The 19,292-nt window shown below is 46.5% G+C and carries 19 protein-coding genes; 12 read left to right on the top strand and 7 right to left on the bottom strand.

The annotated features are described in order from the left end of the window. The first annotated feature begins 127 nt into the window (after positions 1–127). Positions 128–1,294 carry an ADP-forming succinate--CoA ligase subunit beta gene (gene sucC, locus L9Q39_RS03870; protein WP_237483810.1) on the top strand — a complete coding sequence of 389 codons (1,167 nt, stop codon included), beginning with the start codon at positions 128–130 and terminating at the stop codon, positions 1,292–1,294. Beyond that, on the top strand, positions 1,294–2,166 hold the full coding sequence (sucD, locus tag L9Q39_RS03875) for a succinate--CoA ligase subunit alpha (protein ID WP_237483811.1): 873 nt from the start codon (positions 1,294–1,296) through the stop codon (positions 2,164–2,166). Before sucC ends, sucD begins: the two co-directional genes overlap by 1 nt. Positions 2,167–2,266: 100 nt before the next feature. Here sucD and znuB read toward each other — a convergent pair whose 3' ends face one another. Both znuB and znuC read right to left on the bottom strand, forming a co-directional pair. After that, a complete protein-coding gene (gene znuB, locus L9Q39_RS03880; protein WP_237483812.1) occupies positions 2,267–3,052 on the bottom strand; it encodes a zinc ABC transporter permease subunit ZnuB in 786 nt (261 codons plus the stop codon). Further along, positions 3,045–3,830, bottom strand: coding sequence for a zinc ABC transporter ATP-binding protein ZnuC (gene znuC / locus L9Q39_RS03885; RefSeq protein WP_237483813.1), 786 nt, complete (start codon positions 3,828–3,830; stop codon positions 3,045–3,047). The genes znuB and znuC overlap by 8 nt, the downstream gene beginning before the upstream one ends. Positions 3,831–3,932: 102 nt before the next feature. Here znuC and znuA point away from each other — a divergent pair, with 102 nt between their 5' ends. Together znuA and L9Q39_RS03895 are read left to right on the top strand one after the other, a co-directional pair. Next, the gene (gene znuA, locus L9Q39_RS03890) at positions 3,933–4,817 is read left to right on the top strand and encodes a zinc ABC transporter substrate-binding protein ZnuA (protein WP_237483814.1); all 885 of its coding nucleotides are present in this window, start codon (positions 3,933–3,935) and stop codon (positions 4,815–4,817) included. Positions 4,818–5,044: 227 nt separating this feature from the next. Beyond that, complete coding sequence (locus L9Q39_RS03895; protein ID WP_237483815.1) at positions 5,045–5,593, top strand: helix-turn-helix transcriptional regulator; 549 nt, start codon at positions 5,045–5,047, stop codon at positions 5,591–5,593. Here the strand turns inward: L9Q39_RS03895 and L9Q39_RS03900 are convergent. From L9Q39_RS03900 to L9Q39_RS03910, 3 genes are read right to left on the bottom strand one after another with little or no spacing between them, the layout of a single operon-like run. After that, entirely contained in the window at positions 5,590–6,543 is a 954-nt protein-coding gene (locus L9Q39_RS03900; protein WP_237483816.1) for a 5-oxoprolinase subunit C family protein, read from the bottom strand. The two genes, L9Q39_RS03895 and L9Q39_RS03900, sit on opposite strands and share 4 nt — an antisense overlap. Beyond that, positions 6,531–7,226, bottom strand: a complete 696-nt coding sequence (locus tag L9Q39_RS03905; protein WP_237483817.1) for a 5-oxoprolinase subunit B family protein — start codon at positions 7,224–7,226, stop codon at positions 6,531–6,533. Before L9Q39_RS03905 ends, L9Q39_RS03900 begins: the two co-directional genes overlap by 13 nt. Next, positions 7,219–7,971 carry a 5-oxoprolinase subunit PxpA gene (locus L9Q39_RS03910; protein ID WP_237483818.1) on the bottom strand — a complete coding sequence of 251 codons (753 nt, stop codon included), beginning with the start codon at positions 7,969–7,971 and terminating at the stop codon, positions 7,219–7,221. The genes L9Q39_RS03905 and L9Q39_RS03910 overlap by 8 nt, the downstream gene beginning before the upstream one ends. A 627-nt stretch (positions 7,972–8,598) precedes the next feature. Here L9Q39_RS03910 and L9Q39_RS03915 point away from each other — a divergent pair. Genes L9Q39_RS03915 through L9Q39_RS03925 form a run of 3 tightly spaced genes read left to right on the top strand, consistent with a single transcriptional unit; the run spans position 8,599 to position 11,323 of the window. Continuing rightward, positions 8,599–8,826: a FeoA family protein gene (locus tag L9Q39_RS03915; protein ID WP_237483819.1), complete on the top strand. Its 228-nt coding sequence runs from the start codon at positions 8,599–8,601 to the stop codon at positions 8,824–8,826. Continuing rightward, entirely contained in the window at positions 8,826–11,096 is a 2,271-nt protein-coding gene (gene feoB, locus L9Q39_RS03920) for a Fe(2+) transporter permease subunit FeoB (protein WP_237483820.1), read from the top strand. The genes L9Q39_RS03915 and feoB overlap by 1 nt, the downstream gene beginning before the upstream one ends. Next, the gene (locus L9Q39_RS03925; protein ID WP_237483821.1) at positions 11,093–11,323 is read left to right on the top strand and encodes a FeoC-like transcriptional regulator; all 231 of its coding nucleotides are present in this window, start codon (positions 11,093–11,095) and stop codon (positions 11,321–11,323) included. Before feoB ends, L9Q39_RS03925 begins: the two co-directional genes overlap by 4 nt. 135 nt (positions 11,324–11,458) lie before the next feature. On the opposite strand, the gene argS is transcribed toward L9Q39_RS03925, so the two are convergent. Then, positions 11,459–13,189: an arginine--tRNA ligase gene (argS, locus tag L9Q39_RS03930; RefSeq protein ID WP_237483822.1), complete on the bottom strand. Its 1,731-nt coding sequence runs from the start codon at positions 13,187–13,189 to the stop codon at positions 11,459–11,461. 346 nt (positions 13,190–13,535) lie between these two features. Here argS and L9Q39_RS03935 point away from each other — a divergent pair, with 346 nt between their 5' ends. Next, positions 13,536–14,132 (top strand): VOC family protein, encoded by a 597-nt coding sequence (locus tag L9Q39_RS03935; protein ID WP_237483823.1) that lies wholly within the window; start codon positions 13,536–13,538, stop codon positions 14,130–14,132. Between the two features lie 158 nt (positions 14,133–14,290). On the opposite strand, the gene L9Q39_RS03940 is transcribed toward L9Q39_RS03935, so the two are convergent. Next, positions 14,291–15,046, bottom strand: coding sequence for a S24 family peptidase (locus L9Q39_RS03940; RefSeq protein WP_237483824.1), 756 nt, complete (start codon positions 15,044–15,046; stop codon positions 14,291–14,293). Positions 15,047–15,179: 133 nt separating this feature from the next. Here L9Q39_RS03940 and L9Q39_RS03945 point away from each other — a divergent pair, with 133 nt between their 5' ends. The 4 genes from L9Q39_RS03945 to secF all read left to right on the top strand — a co-directional run bounded on the left by L9Q39_RS03945 (position 15,180) and on the right by secF (position 19,159). After that, a complete protein-coding gene (locus L9Q39_RS03945; protein ID WP_237483825.1) occupies positions 15,180–15,407 on the top strand; it encodes a helix-turn-helix domain-containing protein in 228 nt (75 codons plus the stop codon). Positions 15,408–15,778: 371 nt separating this feature from the next. Next, entirely contained in the window at positions 15,779–16,255 is a 477-nt protein-coding gene (locus tag L9Q39_RS03950; protein ID WP_237483826.1) for a hypothetical protein, read from the top strand. A gap of 169 nt (positions 16,256–16,424) precedes the next feature. Further along, entirely contained in the window at positions 16,425–18,254 is a 1,830-nt protein-coding gene (gene secD, locus L9Q39_RS03955) for a protein translocase subunit SecD (protein ID WP_237483827.1), read from the top strand. Between the two features lie 2 nt (positions 18,255–18,256). Further along, complete coding sequence (secF, locus tag L9Q39_RS03960; protein WP_237483828.1) at positions 18,257–19,159, top strand: protein translocase subunit SecF; 903 nt, start codon at positions 18,257–18,259, stop codon at positions 19,157–19,159. Positions 19,160–19,292 lie beyond the last annotated feature (133 nt).

The following is a 19,292-nucleotide window of genomic DNA, read 5'->3' on the forward strand; positions in this document are numbered from 1 at the left end:
ACACTCTACTCTTCAACTAAGCGCCTAAAAAGGCGACGCTTGCTGCGCAGGCTTACACGCATTATGCTTGCTTGCAATAAATGGAACAAAAGAATCCCGTCAGGGATATAACAAATGGAAACGCACAATGAATTTGCATGAATATCAAGCCAAACAGCTGTTTGCAGAATTCGGGTTGCCCGTACCCGAAGGTTACGCATGTAATACCCCCCAAGAAGCGTTCGACGCTGCCGGTCGTATTAGCACTACCAAGAAAGTCGTGAAATGCCAAGTTCACGCGGGTGGTCGAGGTAAAGCCGGTGGTGTTGAATTACACGATACAAAAGATGGTGTTAAGCAATTTGCTCAAAAGTGGCTAGGTCAGAACCTAGTGACTTATCAAACAGATGCCAATGGTCAGCCTGTGACCAAAATCCTTGTTGAAGAAGCGTCCGATATTGCCAACGAACTGTACCTAGGTGCGGTGGTTGATCGTTCGACTCAGCGCATTGTTTTCATGGCATCAACCGAAGGTGGTGTTGAGATTGAGAAAGTCGCTGAAGAGACACCTGAGTTGATTCACAAAGCGGCGATTGACCCGCTTGTGGGACCTCAAGCTTATCAAGGACGTGAACTGGCATTTAAACTGGGTCTTGAAGGCGACCAGATTAAACAGTTCGTTAAAATCTTTATTGGTCTCGGTAATATGTTCTCTCAATATGATCTTGCTCTGCTTGAGATCAACCCACTTGTGATTACCGGCCAAGGAAACCTACTGTGTCTTGATGGCAAGATTAACATCGACTCTAACGCACTTTACCGTCAGCCAAAGTTGCGTGAGATGCATGATCCTTCACAGGAAGATGAGCGCGAAGCTCATGCTGCTCAATGGGAACTTAACTATGTTGCGCTTGATGGCAGTATCGGTTGCATGGTGAACGGTGCGGGTCTCGCAATGGGAACCATGGACATTGTTAACCTACACGGCGGTAAGCCAGCAAACTTCCTCGATGTTGGTGGCGGTGCGACCAAAGAGCGTGTTACGGAAGCCTTTAAGATCATCTTGTCTGATGACAATGTGAAAGCGGTATTGGTCAACATTTTTGGCGGTATCGTCCGCTGTGACCTGATTGCAGATGGCATCATAGGTGCAGTCGAAGAAGTCGGCGTTAAGGTTCCAGTCGTGGTTCGTCTAGAAGGTAACAATGCACCACTCGGTTCGCAAAAACTGGCGGAAAGTGGTCTTAACATTATTGCTGCGAACTCGCTAACAGAAGCAGCGGAAAAAGTCGTTGCAGCAGCGGAGGGCAAATAATGTCGGTACTCATTAATAAACAGACAAAGGTCATCTGCCAAGGTTTTACTGGTGGTCAAGGGACTTTCCACTCTGAGCAAGCGATCGCTTACGGCACGCAGATGGTTGGTGGTGTTTCGCCAGGTAAAGGCGGTCAAGTTCATCTTGGTCTTCCAGTGTTTAACACCGTGCGTGAAGCGGTGGAGCAAACCGGTGCAACGGCGTCGGTTATCTATGTTCCAGCACCATTTTGTAAAGATGCGATCTTGGAAGCTATCGATGCGGGCATCAAGCTCATTGTGACGATCACCGAAGGCATCCCAACGCTTGATCTGTTGGATGTTAAGGTTCGCTTAGACGAAGCGGGCGTGGTCATGATTGGTCCTAACTGCCCAGGTGTGATTACTCCTGATGAGTGTAAGATCGGCATTATGCCGGGTCATATCCATAAGAAGGGTAAAGTGGGCATCGTTTCTCGCTCCGGTACACTGACTTATGAAGCCGTAAAACAGACGACAGATGAAGGCTTTGGTCAGTCTACGTGTGTGGGTATCGGTGGTGACCCAATTCCGGGTTCTAACTTTATCGATATTTTGAAGCTGTTTGAGGCCGATGCGGAGACAGAAGCGATTGTGATGATCGGTGAGATTGGCGGTACTGCGGAAGAAGAAGCGGCCGCGTTTATCAAAGACAATGTCACTAAGCCGGTTGTGTCGTATATCGCTGGTGTCACCGCACCTCCAGGTAAGCGTATGGGTCACGCAGGCGCAATTATCTCTGGCGGTAAAGGAACAGCCGAGGATAAGTTTTTTGCACTTGAAGCCGCAGGCGTTAAGACAGTGAAAAGCCTTGCTGATATTGGTAGAGCACTACGTGAAGTCACGGGTTGGTAATATTTCCGTGTCTACCTAAGTGAAAAAAAGCTGCATTGATTGCAGCTTTTTTTGTGACTAAATGCCGCATCGGCGGCAGCAATGAGCTAATTCGGGACGGCTATTGTTTCGCTGGTGTCAGTTGCGATAGCAAGAAAATCGCGGCTGCGGAGATCACCACAGACGGCCCCGCAGGTGTGTCGTAAAACCAAGATAAGCTCAGCCCTGCCAACACAGAAATCATGCCAATTCCAGAAGCCACAACCGCCATTTGTTTTGGCGTTGCGGTATATTTTCGCGCGGTGGCAGCCGGAATAATCAGCAGCGATGTGATAATCAACGCCCCAACAAACTTCATACCCACGGCAATCACTAAGCCCACCATCACCATAATCAGCAAGCGCATAAGGTCAACATTGACCCCCTCAACGGCTGCGAGATCTTCGTTGACCGTCGATGATAACAATGGACGCCAAAATAGAGTTAGCAATAGAAGCACAGCCGCAACGCCTGCGTAGATATAAAGGAGATCTTCGGGCGAGACCGCCAGCAAATCCCCAAACAGGTAACTCATTAAATCGACACGAACGTTGTCTAAAAAGCTGACCGCCACTAAGCCCAGTGAAAGTGAGCTGTGAGCCAATATGCCCAAAAGGGTGTCTGTTGCCACTAAACGTTGCTTTTGCAGGGTGACAAGAACCACAGCAAGCACCATACAGCAAGCGATAAGAGCGAGGTAAAGGTTAATATCAAATAACAAACCTAACGCCAAACCCATCAATGAAGCGTGCGCTAAGGTGTCACCAAAATAGGCCATCTTTCTCCAAACGACGAAAGAACCTAGCGGTCCCGCAATCAAAGCGATACCCAATCCAGCAATAATAGAAGGCAGTAAAAACTCAATCATGATGATGGTGTCCATGTTGGTGATTTGAACAAGTCTGAGCATCACCAGAGACAGGCTCACCGGCTAAATCATGATGGTGAAGATGTTGATGCTGATAAAACGCAAGAGTCTGCTGTGTCGCGTTACCAAACAAAGCAATGTACGACGGATGCTTGGTGATAATCTGCGGACTTCCCTGACAGCAGATGTGATGATGTAAGCAGATCACGTCATTGGTTTTCGCCATCACTAAATGTAAGTCGTGAGAAACCATAAACACGGCACAACCAAAACGATGACGTAAGGTGTCAATCAAGTCGTATAAGTCGATTTGACCTTGTACATCGACACCTTGGGCGGGTTCATCCAACACCAATAAATCAGGGCGTCTCAATAAGGCGCGAGCAATCAGGACGCGTTGGGTTTCACCACCGGACAATTGATGCATATTACTTTTCATTAGATGCTCAGCCCCGACGAGCTTTAGCGCATCCAAACGTTCTTGAGCGCTGTAATTTCCAGCTAATGACAAAAAATGCTCTACATTTAACGGTAGCGTTTCATTGAGCTTCAATTTTTGCGGCACATAGCCGATGCGCAGCCCTTTGCTGCGCGTGATCTGCCCTTGCGACTGCTTTTGCAGCCCCAATATGACTTTCACCAAGGTTGATTTACCCGCACCATTGGGACCGATAAGGGTAATGATCTCACCTTTGGTAATAGTAAGACTGACTTTATCGAGAACTTTGCGCTTACTGAACTCGACCGTGACGTTATCGAGAGAAATCAGTTCTGACATCAAATACAACTCATTTGCAATTAACTAATGTTATAATGTAACATCTCAACACTTTGTTAGCCAGTACACCGTTTTGTACTTACCTAGATTATGCGAGGGAATATGCGCCGCACCATGACATTAATACTTATGACAGCTTGGTACTCAGTATCAGCACAAGCCCTTGAAGTGCTTAATAGTATCAAACCTTTTGAAATGATCACGGAAGAATTGGTTTTAGATGCTCAATCGAACTCTTCTCTTTTAGCCACCAATGCCTCCCCTCACGATTACGCGTTAAAACCGTCAGATATTAAACGCATAGATAGCAGTGATTTAGTGATTTGGTTTGGTCCTGACTTAGAAGGCTTTTTGCAAAAATCGCTTGCTGATAAAAATAAAGTACTGACGATTCAAGATATCGAAGGCGTGTCGTTACGTGAATTTGGTAGTGAAGAAGCGCATCATGATCACGATGGTCACAACCATGGCAGTCATGATCCTCACGTTTGGCTTGGTCCTGAGGTGAGTGGACAAGTGGCCGCTGCCATTACCGCAAAGCTGATTCAGCTAGATCCAAGTAACCAATCGGCTTATGAAGCTAAACTCGCTCAGTTCCAGAGCAACTTAGCGAACAAAGAAGCGGAAATCGTGGCTCAACTTGCGCCCGTTAAAGACGAGGGTTATTACGTGTTCCATGATGCCTACGCGTATTTTGAACACCATTTTGGACTCAATAATCTGGGTCATTTTACCGTTAGTCCTGAAAGAAGACCGGGTGCAAAGACCTTGATTGGCATTAAAAAGACGTTGAGGAATGACAATGTTAAATGTGTATTCTCAGAGCCGCAATATACTCCTGCTGTCGTGGAAACAGTGGTGAGAGGGACCGATACCCGCATCGGTCAACTTGATCCTCTAGGCACCGATATCAAAGTGGCGAAAGGCAGTTACTTCCAATTCTTGCAAACGATCGCAGACAGCTATACTAACTGTTTAGGGCAATAGCTTATCGCAATAGCTTATGCAGTCGCGTGTACCGTCGTTTAGGTCATTGTAAATAGTGCTTAATCGAATCCCTTGTTATCGGCTGAGTCGATAGCAAGGGAAGTGAAGTGATCTTCAGGCAAAAGTGTCAACGCAAGTGGCTAAAATACTTTAGATCGACCGTGAATGTGGTTAATTTGACAAGCAGTGAAATTAACCCACTCAGTTGAAGCAATGACCTTGAAGCAATGACCGATTTCTTATACCTGTGCTATTTTGTGATTCTGCATCTGTTGCTGGTTGCACTGCTTGTTTACGTGCTTCAATTGCGTTACAGGCTAAAGCAACGCCATACGGTTCAAACCTCCACTTTTTCCCAAGTTCAAGATCCAGCCCAAAACGACTCTCAAATCACCTCAAGTACACCGCAGACTTCGGAAGCGTGGCGTGACAAAGTCAGCAGTTTGATCTCCCAACATTTACACCAAACGGGTTTACACACTGGGGATATCGCTCAAATGTTGTACATGTCCAAGCGAAGTTTTCAGCGTCGATTTAAAGCCGAGTTTGAGATGACATTTGGATCGTACCTGATGATGGTTCGTATGACGTCTGCCAAAGCGTTACTGCAAGAGTCGTTGTTGGTCTCGGAAGTCGCGGCGCGTTGTGGTTATTCGGATCTTTCTTATTTCTGTTTTTGTTTTAAGCAGTATTATGGCGTGTCGCCGTCTCACTATTTGCCTCAGCGACCCCACCAGCTAACTCAGCGACACAACAACAAGCCCGATGATCGTTAAATGTCGAAATATCGGTAGAATGCCTGTTGCTTGAGTCGCTCTAACTCGAGTGCAGTGAGCTTAAAATTACAGCTATCCCCAGGTCGCATTTGAGCGAGCTTAGCAAGATCGCGAAAGGCGATAGTCCCGAGCTTTTTGTAGCCCCCTAACGTCTGTCTATCTTGCAGCATGATAATCGGCAATCCGCTATCGGGAACTTGCACCGATCCCGTGACGATTCCCTCGGAAATAATATTAGCATCGTAATGGTTGTCGATAACTTGAAAACATGACGCTTGATTAGGTTCTAGTCGAACCCCCATCCGATTGCTATCCGGCGAGATACGATATGTCTGACTCAATAAGTGCTGAAGGGTCGCATTTGAAAAGGATGAATATTGGTAACTAGGAATTAGGTGCAATGTTTGCTGCCGCGGATAGTCCGGAATAGCCGATTGTGGCATGACAATAGAGGTATCGATTAGGCTGTCAGTCTCGGCAGCTAAAGCAAGCTGGTCTCCCGCCGCCAGTGGTAAACCATTGGCTAAACCGCCCACTTGATTGCGTTCGATAGCAGAAGCGCTACCCAAGGTGAGTGGAACATTAAAGCCACCTTTCACGGATAAGTAGCTGCGTAGCCCATTTCTAGGTAGACCAAGCAGCAACTCCTCACCTTGCTTAAGGTGAAAGGGTTGCCAGTTGGGAATGGCACGGTTGCTAGAGCCAATTCTGGCATCGCAGTCAGCACCAGTCATGACAATAGTCATATCCGCCGATGCGCGAAACTGAGCTTTTCCCAACACGATTTCGATGCTTGCAGTATGGCAGGGATTTCCGAGCAGCTTTTGTCCCCAACAATGAGCATGCAAATCGGCGGCTCCCCCTTGACTGAGACCAAATCGAGAGACTCGATAGCGACCGAGATCTTGCAGCGTGAGATGGTGTCCCGCCGAGACAATTACCAATGACATAGCTTACCTCCAAGGTCGATATACTCCGCTTCTGTAATCGGTTGAAATTGTACCCTTTGTCCAACGCTTAACAGTGAATCTTGTGGGGCTGACACATCAAACAGGGCGATAGGACTGTTACCAATAATTTGCCAACCACCGGGCGTTTCGCTGGGATAGATCGCCGTCTGTTGGTTAGCGATACCAATGCTGCCTTTAGGAACCTTTTTACGCGGTACTTTCAATCTCGGCATCTCTATCTTTGGATTCACCTGAGCCATAAACGCAAACCCAGGCGCAAAACCAATGGCACAAACGGTATAAATAGCTTCACAGTGTAGGCGAACAACCTCATCAATCGCTAACTTGAGCTGTGCTGCCATCGGCGCTAAGTCGGGGGCGACTTTAGGATGGTAAAACGCTGGAATGGTGACTAACGGCTGTTGCGTTTGTGTTTGTTCCTGATTGGGCTGATATTGACCAATAAAATTGACCACATCGTGATAGGAACAGAGCAATGGATGATACTCAATGACAAGCGAGGTATAGCTTGGTGTGCAGTCTAAAATGGCGTTTCCAAAATGTAAGCAAACCGCATTCGCGTACTGACCAATTAAAGGTGGAAGCGCGATATCGATCGCCTCACCAAAATAGACAATACAAGCCGACTCCGAAATAGGGGATATCTTTAAATGGTCAGTCATGATTCTGATGCGCCTCTTTGGCTTGATCTAACAGAGAGCGAATGTTTTGCGCCACTTGCACCGAAGCCATATTGTCACCGTGGACACAAAGTGTATCGGCTTTCAGTGATAGGCGGTGATCGTCCGCGGTGATGACGTACTGCTCTCGAGCAATAGCGTTCGCCTGATGCAGGATTTGCTCTGGCTGGTGAAATACTGCCCCTGATTGGGTGCGAGGCGTGAGGTGTCCGTTGTTTTGATAACGTCGGTCAGCGAACGCCTCAAAGATTAGCTCTGCGCCCAACCTTTTGGCGAGTGCAAGATGTTGTTCGCTATCCCCTGTCGCCAGCAACATCACAGGCAGCTTTAGTTTCGCCCCGAGCATGAGCATTGCTTGCATGATTTGCGGTGACGCCATCATATCGTTATATAACGCACCATGAGGTTTAAAGTAGCTGACTTGAGTATTGTGATAGTGACAGAGACTTTGTAGCGCGCCAATTTGATAACAGACAAGGTGGATAAGTTCATCGTTCGGCATAGAGACTGAGCGTCTTCCAAATCCTTCACGATCATCGTAACTCGGATGCGCGCCAATCATTACGTTATTCTCGACACAAAGTTGAAGGGTATCGGTCATCAGTTGAGGGGTTGATGCGTGGAAACCGCAAGCGATATTGGCCATATCAAGTAGGGGAATCAGTAGATGGTCTAGGCGACTTTCTGAGTGCTCGTTTTCCCCTACATCTCCATTGAGAGTCATCATAATTTTGCGTCCATTGCTAACCTATTTGATCATTATAACGCCAATAATCAGAGAATTAGAAATGATGAGCATAGATTGCGTTGTTATATCGACTTAATCACTTAAACCTAAGCTATTCACCAAAACTATTCATCTAAACTATTCACCTAAACCAAGGTCATTGAAAAAATTTAAGCCATTCACCACTAGCAAAGCAATAGACAAAAAAAACGCCGTAAAATCAGAGGAGGATGATCTTACGGCGGGTGAAATCACACCAACGCTTGCTGTTGAGGTGTGCTGGGAACGCGAGCACCTCAGAATGTAACGACTTAGCAATGTCTTCCCAAGTCACCGCTGATTATCTTGTACATACGGCAATATGAGGTATCAAATTGACGCCAAACGAGTGTTGAAATCGCGCCAGAACAGTGACGATATGAGGTTTATGACCAGTGTTTTCGGATAACTTTAATTAAATGGAATTTGACGGTTTTTGACGGGGGCTTGACCACTCCCTTGATAATACTTGCTTACAATTGCGGCGAAAAGTTGGGCAAAATTGATTTATCGCAAGGTCAGTGCAGGGATAAAAATTATAAAATAAACGCTAATTCTTCTCATTACCAATATTATTCTAGGAAAATTATGAAGTTATCGGAACTGAAAGTAGGAAGCAGTGCAACCATTACTCAACTTGATGGCCTCTCAACGGACGTGAGAAAGAAACTGATGGTAATGGGGCTGCTACCCAATACAGACATTAAGCTTGTGCGTCGTGCTCCAATGGGGGATCCGTTGCAAGTGGAAGTTCGTGGTGTATCACTTGCTGTACGTAACACCATTGCACAAGCGATTGAAGTGGAGCAAAAATAATGAGTTATAACATATTAACAGTCGGTAACCCGAACAGTGGTAAAACGACGCTATTTAATGGCTTAACGGGTGCTAAGCAGCACGTCGGTAACTGGGCAGGTGTGACGGTAGAAAAGCGTACTGGTCAATATTCACATGCCGGCGAAGACTTTTTGTTGACTGATTTGCCTGGTATTTATGCCCTTGATAGTGGCAATGATGGCAACAGTATTGATGAGTCGATTGCCTCTCGTGCCGTACTGACTCAAGAAACTGATCTAATTATCAACGTTGTAGACGCCTCCAGTTTAGAACGTAGCCTTTATATGACGCTGCAACTGCGTGAATTAGGTCGCCCAATGGTTGTGGTATTAAACAAGATGGATGCGCTAAAACGTGAACGCATCAAACTTGATATCGCAGGACTAGAGCAGGCGCTAGGTTGTCCAGTATTGGCTCTTTCCGCAACGGATAAACAGCAAGTCAAAGGATTGAAAGAACAATTGCACAAAGTTGTGGTGCAAGGTCTTTCCATTGATTCTCTCAATATCGATTATGGCAGCGAGATGGAAGCGGCTATCGCTAACGTTAGCCCGCTATTTTCTGACCAAGTGGTGGATTCCAGAGCGCTTGCAATACGTGCTCTTGAGCGTGATACGCTTGTCGTCAATATGCTCGCACCGCAAGACAAACAAACCGTTAACGCGACACTAAACCAAACTAACGTTGATATCGATCTTCAGGTAGCCAACGTCAAATACACGCTTTTGCATCAACTGTGTAAACAGCTGCGCCGTAGCGAAGGCAAGTTTAGTCGTAGTCACTCAGAAAAAGTGGACGCTGTGATCCTGAATAAATGGATCGGTGTGCCGTTCTTCTTCGTGGTGATGTACCTGATGTTTATGTTCGCCATCAATATTGGTGGGGCGTTTATCGACTTCTTTGATATTAGTACCGGTGCGCTGTTTGTTGATGGTACTCACTATCTTCTTGATGACCACCTTCCGGTTTGGCTCGTGACATTAATCGCTGATGGTGTGGGCGGTGGTGTCCAAACGGTTGCCACCTTTATTCCGGTTATCGCGGCGCTATATCTATTTCTTGCTGTGCTTGAAAGCTCGGGCTATATGGCGCGCGCTGCATTTGTTCTTGATAAGGTGATGCAAAAAATCGGGCTACCGGGAAAAGCGTTTGTGCCTTTAGTGCTTGGCTTTGGCTGTAATGTTCCGTCTATCATGGCAACGCGTACGCTAGACCAAGAGCGCGAGCGTAAACTCGCGGCATCCATGGCACCCTTTATGTCTTGTGGTGCTCGTTTGCCAGTTTATGCGTTGTTTGCGGCAGCGTTTTTCCCAGACAGTGGTCAAAACATCGTTTTTGCTCTCTATCTACTGGGTATTGTCGCCGCCGTCTTTACTGGTTTGGTGTTGAAACACACCATCTATCCGGGTTCGAGCGACACGCTATTGATGGAAATGCCAGACTATGAATTCCCAACGATTCAGAACGTATTGATCAAAACATGGCAGAAGCTGAAGCGCTTTGTACTGGGTGCAGGTAAAACGATTGTGGTCGTGGTGACGATTTTAAGCTTCCTAAACTCTGTCGGCACTGATGGGACTTTCGGTAATGAAGATAGCGAAAATTCAGTGCTATCAAAAGCTTCTCAGCTTGTTACACCCGTGTTTTCTCCGATGGGTGTTCAAGAGGATAACTGGCCAGCAACCGTGGGTATTATTACCGGTATCTTTGCTAAAGAAGCGGTCGTGGGTACGTTAAATAGCTTGTACACGTCAGCAGAAGGTGAAGAAGGCGAGTATGATCTGATGGGCAGTCTGCAAGAAGCGTTAGAGTCTATTCCAGCCAACCTAGCGGATCTAAGTTACTCTGATCCTTTAGGTGTTGAAGTCGGTGACCTATCGGATTCACAAGCCGTGGCTGAAGACCAAGAAGTGGATACCACGATCTTTGGTAATCTAAAAGGCTTCTTTGTGAGCAGTCATGCAGCCTTTGCTTACTTGATCTTTATTCTTCTTTATACGCCATGTGTCGCAGCGATGGGTGCTTACGTTAAAGAGTTTGGTCATAAATACGCACGCTTTATTGCGGTCTGGACTATGGGTTTAGCTTACGGTGGCGCGACTTTGTATTATCAAGTGCTAAACTTTGCCAATGACCCGCTAACCAGTGCGATTTGGATTACTATCGTCATTGCCGCTTGTGCACTGACCTACGCAGCCTTGAAAAAGCAAGCTCGTACCCAACAGCAATTGGAATTAAGCATCGCGTGATTTTATCTGAACTGAAAAGTCATATTGAGAGCCACCCGGGCGTTACCCGTGGGGCTCTTGCCAAGCATTTTGCCCTGAGTGAAGACGGGGTAGATGCCATGTTACAGGTATGGCTCAATAAGGGGCAGGTTTCTCGCACGGAAGATTGTGATAAGCAGGGCAATATTTTAGGTATTCGTTATCACCTCAATCAGGCTGGCGCGTTTTCACTGCAAGTGAAGATGTAGCGATAGAACTGGAAAACAGGCGAATAGCAGGTTGAAAGTGATAAAACTGGTCTGTTGAGAGCATTAAAAAAGGCGATAAGTGAGTTCACTTATCGCCTTTTGTTTATCTAATACGTGTTTATCTAATGCGGTTGATTACATACGCTCAAGCGTATCGATACCCAATAGTGAAAGACCTTGTTTGATGGTATTCGCAGTTAATGCCGCTAGCTTAAGGCGGCTCTGCTTAGTGGCATCGTCCGCAGAAAGAATAGGGCACGCTTCATAGAAGCTAGAGAATTGACCAGCAAGCTCAAACAGGTAGCTACACATGATATGAGGCTGACCTTCACGAGCAACCGACTGTACCGCTTCTTCAAATTGCAGCAGTTTAGCGACCAGTGCTTTCTCTTTCTCATCACCAATCACGATGTCACCGCTTAGGGCATCCATTTCCACGCCTGCTTTCGCAAACACAGAAGCGACACGAGTATAGGCATACTGCATATACGGCGCAGTGTTACCTTCAAAGGCAAGCATGTTATCCCAGTCAAACACGTAGTCCGTGGTGCGGTGCTTAGAAAGATCAGCATACTTAACCGCAGCCATTGCAACCGTGTTGGCAATCTTGGTTTTTTCTTCGCTGTCTAGCTCTGGGTTTTTGCTTTCGATCAGCGTTGAGGCACGTTCAACCGCTTCATCCAGAAGATCCGCAAGACGGACAGTACCGCCAGCACGAGTCTTAAATGGACGACCGTCTTTGCCCAGCATCATACCGAAAGCATGGTGTTCAAGGGTAGTAGACTCTGGCACATAACCCGCTTTGCGAACGATAGTCCAAGCTTGCTGTAGGTGTTGGTGTTGACGCGAGTCGATGAAGTACAGCACGCGGTCTGCGTTTAGCTGTTCATAACGGTATTTTGCGCAAGCAATATCGGTAGTCGTGTACAGGAAACCGCCGTCACGCTTACGGATGATAACGCCCATAGGCTCACCATCTTTATTTTTGTATTCATCAAGGAACACAACTTGCGCGCCGTCATCTTCAACTGACAGCCCTTTTTGTTGTAGATCTTCGACGATAGCGGGCAGCATGTCGTTGTACATACTTTCACCCATCACGTCATCGCGAGTTAGCGATACGTTTAGGCGGTCGTAGTTACGCTGGTTTTGGATCATGGTGATGTCCACCAATTTCTTCCACATCTGGTTGCAGAACTCGTCACCGCTTTGCAGTTTCACCACGTAGTTACGAGCGCGCGCAGCGAAAGCTTCGTCTTCATCGTACAGTTTCTTAGATTCACGATAGAAGGCTTCCAGATCGGAAAGCTCCATTGAGACTTCACCTGATGTTTGCTGTACGCGTTCAAGGTTAGCGATCAACATACCAAACTGCGTACCCCAGTCACCGATGTGGTTGGCGCGAATTACTTTATGACCTAGGAACTCCAGCGTACGCACTACCGCGTCACCAATGATGGTTGAGCGCAGGTGACCAACGTGCATTTCTTTTGCAACGTTTGGCGCTGAGTAATCAGCAACGATCGTTTGCGCTTGTTGCGCGCTGACACCGATGCGAGGATCAGCCAAAGCCGCATCGGCTTGCTTAGCAAGAAACGCTTCGCTTAGGAAAATGTTAATAAAACCTGGACCCGCGATCTCAGTTTTGCTCGCGATACCGTCAAGATCTAAGACGTCGAGAACCTTTTGTGCGAATTCTCGAGGATTAGTACCCAGTTTCTTTGCTACGCCCATCACGCCGTTTGCTTGGTAGTCACCAAACTGTGGTTTTGCAGATTGGCGAACCGCCGCAGGACTGCCTGCAGGTGCGCCAGCGGCTTCGAGAGCCTGAGATACTTTATCGTTGATCAGTGCTTGGATATTCACACGCGTTTCCTTCAACTCTTAGAACTTAGAATTTAGATGTTTTGTCATAGCGATTGCTATTGGTACCGATGGCTATTGAAACCGATTGTTATTGAAACCAAGGGTCATTGAAACTGATGCTATCTCGTCTGTGACAGAAATAAGTTAGCAACAGGGGTGACAAATTGGCATTCAGCAGCAATAGCTTAATCAGTTAGCCGCACATGATAACAATTTTAGTGTGATCCACCTAGTCTCTAGTGATGAATTTTCACTTCGAACTGGGTTAAGTCAGTTTTGCCGGCTGAGTTGAGCTTACGCAGACAAATCAGTATATTGGCGCACGATCGCACAAAGGAGCCAAGATATGATTCAACACGCCCAAAACAAAGGTTTGATGCCACCGCAGATGCTGGTGGAAATCGAACCATTTATCTCAAAAATACAGTCGCTTAGCGCTTTGTTAGGCTTGAACTTACAAGGCTACGAGGCGGATCATATCGCGTTACGTGTTAACGACGAGCAAGTTGCACAGGTTATTGACCAAGCATGGAGCGAGTATGGTGATGTTATTTCTCGAGCTCATATTAATGGTCGACCGATTGTGGTGATCGCATTGACGCAACCTATTGAGATTGAGGAATGGCGCATTAAGTGCTTAGAGCTCCCATATCCTGCCGTCAATAAGACCCATCCTGTTGAAGGTTGGGAGCATGTCGAATTTGTTGTGCCTTCCGATGCAGAAACAGCACAAGACTATCTTGCTTACCTACAACAGCACTTTCCTGAACTTGATTGCTCAGAGCAACACCTCGAAAAATTAGGCATAAAGATGAAGTTATCGAGCCCAAAAGGCGAGGGGGAAAGATTAGCGAACCCAACGGTTGCTTTTAAACACCAAGGAATTTGCATCAAACTGCACCCTCACAGCTTGGCGGATATTGTGGCCTCCGAACAAGGGTAACTTTGCTGTAGGGTTGTTTGAGATTAAACGTGCTCTCTGTGACCAAGTGCTGACATCACCGAGAGCGTCTTTTAACAGCCGCTCTATGTCCTGCAGGTACAATAAAACACTGTTCTAAAGGTAACGATGGAGTCTGCTCAGGTAATGATGCTAGAGTGTCATAAGATCACTGAGTACCAAAAAACTCGCCCAAGAATCGTAATGTTTTGTTGAGAGATTTCGGACCGGGTGTATTCTCGAGCTGGATATTCAGTGTGGTTAATACTGACGACTCGCATTCCCTGTCCCGGAAGGTGGTAGAGTTTTCGTATATACACCTCTCCGGCATGAGCGAGCACGTACAGGCTACCGTCGACTAACGTTTGATCACCGCAGTTAATACCCAAGGTACAGCCTTGAGGTAACACGGGTTCCATACTTTTTCCTAGCATGGTCACACAGATGGCATCCTCGGGTTCAATCGCGTATCGATACAGCATGGATTTAGTGAATTTAAGGTAGGTTTTATTGCCGCGCTTGGGCTCTCTTATGACGTTGTCATCAACAATCATCTCGTCATCAGATAACAGCGGCACAGCCACTTCGTCTTCGGCTAATGGCGTCTCTCCATTCCACACCATCATATTGTCTAAATGGGTCACTTGCTTTAGCTCTGCCTGTATCGGCAACGGTAAAGTTTGATCGCAGTGAGCTGGGTCATCTAAGTAGCCGCTGGGCAATCGCAACGCCGTCTCAATGATTTCGATCATTTTCTCCGAGATACGTTTTTTATATTCATTACCTGGTGGGCTCAACATTCTCGACACATATGAGGCCTCACGATCGATAGCTCTTGCTAACATGGCGTTTTTGTCGTCAAAACGATCCTTACGAATTCGTAACAAATTCAGTCTTCTGACCTCATACCTATCCATTGTTCGTTCTCTCCATTTATCACTCTTAACCCGATCACTATAACAGCTTGATTACCAATAGGTAAATGACCTGTAGGTATTGATAAAGCTTTAACCTCTAGGTATGTTCAAGAGAGAAATATGGAGGTAACGAATGGAACAATTACGTAATTATCTAAATACTTTGAAACCTTATCAACAAATGATTTTTGCAGAAAACTGCGAAACTTCAATAGGTTATTTAAGAAAGGCTATCAGTGTATCGCAAAATCTTAACCCAATACTTTGTGTTCAGATAGAAAAAAACACTCAAGGAAAAGTGACTAGACAGGCACTCAGACCCCATGATTGGCAGCGTATCTGGCCGGAACTTATAGGTTAATATTTCACTATTATAGGTAATTTACAAAGTTTAAGATAAATTATTTGGGTAACGGTTTAGGTGAAATTAGCAGTGGCTGACTCATTTCGGTGAAGCCACTATTATTCTTTAGATAATGAGTATTTCAAGTATCACGGTTTCAATGGATTAACCTACTGCCGATAGAATAATTCGCTGCTGATAGAATAATTGATAGGTGATTTATAGAATCTTGTGCATAATCAAAATCCCCATCGCCCAACTGGGTTAGGTTAAGCGCCGCAGCGAGTTATTTGATCGGCTGTCCCCAACCAAGATGGTTATGCGTCATTCACGGAGTAATTAACTTTTTAGGTAAGTTATTTAAGTAAGTCTGTATGTATCGGAATGTGATGAAAACTCTGTTGACCTTGTTACTTATGCTGGTGTTTATGCCAGTGCAAGGCACATCTGCAGAATGGCAACATCATCCATTATCTAGCCAAACGGGCTTAACGCTTTTTCAAGCAGCCACACCTTCCGATGGATTCACGCATTATAAGGGAGTAACCCTTTCTCTTGCCGAAAGCGAATCCGTCACCCCGAAAGCCCCGAAATCAAAAACTCGTTTTAGCGAAGAAGTCGTCGCGATAGTTAACTACTATCGCCATGCTTATGTTCAAAGAAAAGATTTAGAGTCTGAATCAGACTCCTTAGAACAGCCTTACTCTCATCCGAAAAGTGCGGCATTTACTGATTCGACGCGATTAAACGTCGCTCGTTGGAAACAGACCTCTCACCACTTTCATTATTCACGATCCCATCGCATCTCAGGCTGGAAAGAAACCAATGCCCTGTATGTGGCATTAAATAGTCAGTTCTTCTCTTAAATCACTTTTTGGCACTTAGGTGCTTCCTATTAGTGGCTTTGTTCGCAAGCGTCTTTGTTTATAAGCGCTTTAATTTGCAAGCGCCGATTGAGGTCCTTGTGGGCAACTCCAGCCACCGAATCTGTTATTAAAAGATAACTCTGCCTGTTGGCAGAGGGACAAAAAGTATATGAAAAGAACGCATACTCAGCGCCGAGTGTTAAACCACTACTCGGCATGGAAATATATTGTGTTGGTGACCACCATCATTATTTTGGGACTCAGCGCTATTCCTACCTGGTTTGGAGAGAAGCCGTCGATCCAGATCACCTCGCAGCAGGATAGCCCTTATCTTAATTCGCCATTAGCGGTATCGCAGTTGTTGCAATCCAAAGGCATTGAAGCAAGCCAGATCACCCAACAGGGCGATAAAACCACGTTAGTTTTTGCCGATGAACAAGCGCAAACCGCTGCACGTACATTGTTGGACAATACGTTATCAAAGGATGACAACATTACCTTTGCCTATGTCTCAGTTGCTCCGCAATGGCTTAGCGACCTTGGTTTTGCGCCGATAAAGCTAGGGTTAGATTTACGTGGCGGGGTGCAATTCCTACTCGATGTTGATATAGAAAAAGCGTTTGCTCTACAGCGTGATGCGTTGATGGATGAACTGCAAACTTCTCTAAGAGCACAGCGAGTCCGAGGTGTTCAGGTGCGAGCCAACGCACACAACGCTATCAATGTGATAACAGACAGCGATGCAGGGCGAAGTGCGGTGCAGAATTTTATTCGTCAAAATTACCCCACTTGGCAACTGACCAGCACCAGTCGTGGTCTTGAGCTCACACCGACTGAGCAGAGTATGGTGGAGTTTCAAACCACTACGGTAGAACAAAACCTGAAGATCATGCGTGGTCGAATCGAAGAGTTGGGGATCACCGAAGCCATGGTTCAGCGCCAGGGTAAGGACAAGATACGGATTGAATTGCCAGGTGTCCAAGATCCCGCACAAGCGAAGAACGTGATTGGCGCGACCGCCAGTCTGGCTTTTTATGAGGTACTAGACGGCGACCGCGCTCGAAGCAAGCAAAATCTAGTGTTGCAGGATAATGATGGTCGTCAGGTTGTGGTGGCCAAACGACCTGTATTGACGGGCGAGCATATTGTTAACGCCAGAGCGGGCGTTGACGAGATGGGGATGTCCGAAGTGAACATCTCACTTGACCAAGCGGGTGGTAAAAAGATCAGTGATTTCTCCGAAACCCATATCCACAAACCCATGGCAACGGTTTACCGCGAATACACCAAAGATGCACAGGGCGCGACTCAACTTGAAGAGCGCGTGATTAGCGTCGCCACCATCCAATCCAAACTGGGCAGCCAGTTTCGCATTACGGGCGCTGGCAGTATGGCGGATGCTCAAGAACTCGCGCTGTTGTTAAGAGCTGGCTCATTAACTGCTCCAGTGACCTTAGTCGAAGAGCGTACCATTGGCGCTTCTTTAGGCGCTGAAAACATCAAAAATGGCTTTGCTGCACTGGCGCTTGGCATGGGGTTAACGCTGCTGTTTATGGCTTGCTGGTATCGCCGATTAGGTTGGGTCGCTAATGTGGCCTTATGTACCAATATGGTTTGCTTACTGGGGTTAATTGCTTTGATACCGGGTTCAGTGTTGACCTTGCCGGGCATTGCTGGATTGGTATTGACTGTCGGTATGGCGGTGGACACCAACGTAATTATATTTGAACGGATCAGAGACAAAATGCGAGAAGGTCGCAGCTTTGCTCAAGCGATTGATGCTGGCTTTGATAGTGCCTTTTCAACCATCTTGGACGCCAACGTCACCACTATGATTACCGCCGTGATTCTTTACACCATCGGTAATGGACCGATTCAGGGCTTTTCACTCACTTTAGGGCTAGGACTACTGACCAGTATGTTCACCGGTGTATTCGCTTCAAGAGCGATGATCAATCTCATTTGGGGCCGCGATGCCCGTCGTGATGTAAGGGTATAAAGATGCTGAATACGATTAAGAAAAATATGCGTCAATTGCGCTACTTGACGACTTGGATCTCCGTTTTTCTGATGGCAGTCTCGCTGCTGAGTTTATCTGTTAACGGTCTGAATCTGGGATTGGACTTCACCGGAGGTATGGTGACCGAGGTGAAAGTCGCCCCGTCATTGACTAACCAACAACTCCTTAAAACCCTTAAGCCGGAGTTGGGTGATACCACGTCTGTGACCGCGTCGGGTGAAGCTGGGCGTTGGGTGATCCGCTATTCGGCACCGGAAGGTGGTGATGTTCAGGCGAACGTCGTTGATATATTAACGCCAATCTCAACTCAAGTTGAGGTAGTCAGCAACAGTATTGTTGGCGCTCAAGTTGGTCAGGAGTTGTTTGAACAAGGCGGATTGGCTCTGCTTATTTCAACGTTAGCGATTCTCGGCTATCTATGTTTTCGCTTTGAATGGCGCTTAGCCAGCGGCGCACTGATGGCATTGATTCACGATGTCGTTTTAGTGCTAGGCTTTTTTGCGGCCACGCAAATGGAGTTTAACTTGACCGTCTTTGCCGCCATTCTTGCCATACTCGGCTATTCACTCAATGACTCCATCATTATCGCCGACAGAATACGTGAGCTGCTGGTCTCCAAGCAAGATTGGCCGACCAGTAAAATCAATGACCAAGCGATTATGACGACCTTCTCACGTACCATGGTCACTTCAGGAACGACCTTGATTACCGTCAGTGCATTATGGTTGCTTGGCGGCTCAGCATTAGCGGGCTTCTCAACCGCTATGTTTATTGGCGTGTTATCGGGTACTTGGTCGTCAATCTCCATCGGTACGATTTTGCCAGAGTGGTTGAAAATTGAGCCTAAGCACTACCTGCCAGTTGAAGTAGACAGTGCGCCGTAATGGCAAAAACGTAAGCGAGAATAAACGAAAGCGCCTTAGCGAGGTTATTCGCTAAGGCGTTGTTCTATATAATATCTCTAACGAAATTCGAATTTGATCGGTCAGCACCGATCAAGTTACCGATCATGCTAAC

This window comes from Vibrio hippocampi, from assembly GCF_921292975.1.
Taxonomy (GTDB): domain Bacteria; phylum Pseudomonadota; class Gammaproteobacteria; order Enterobacterales; family Vibrionaceae; genus Vibrio; species Vibrio hippocampi.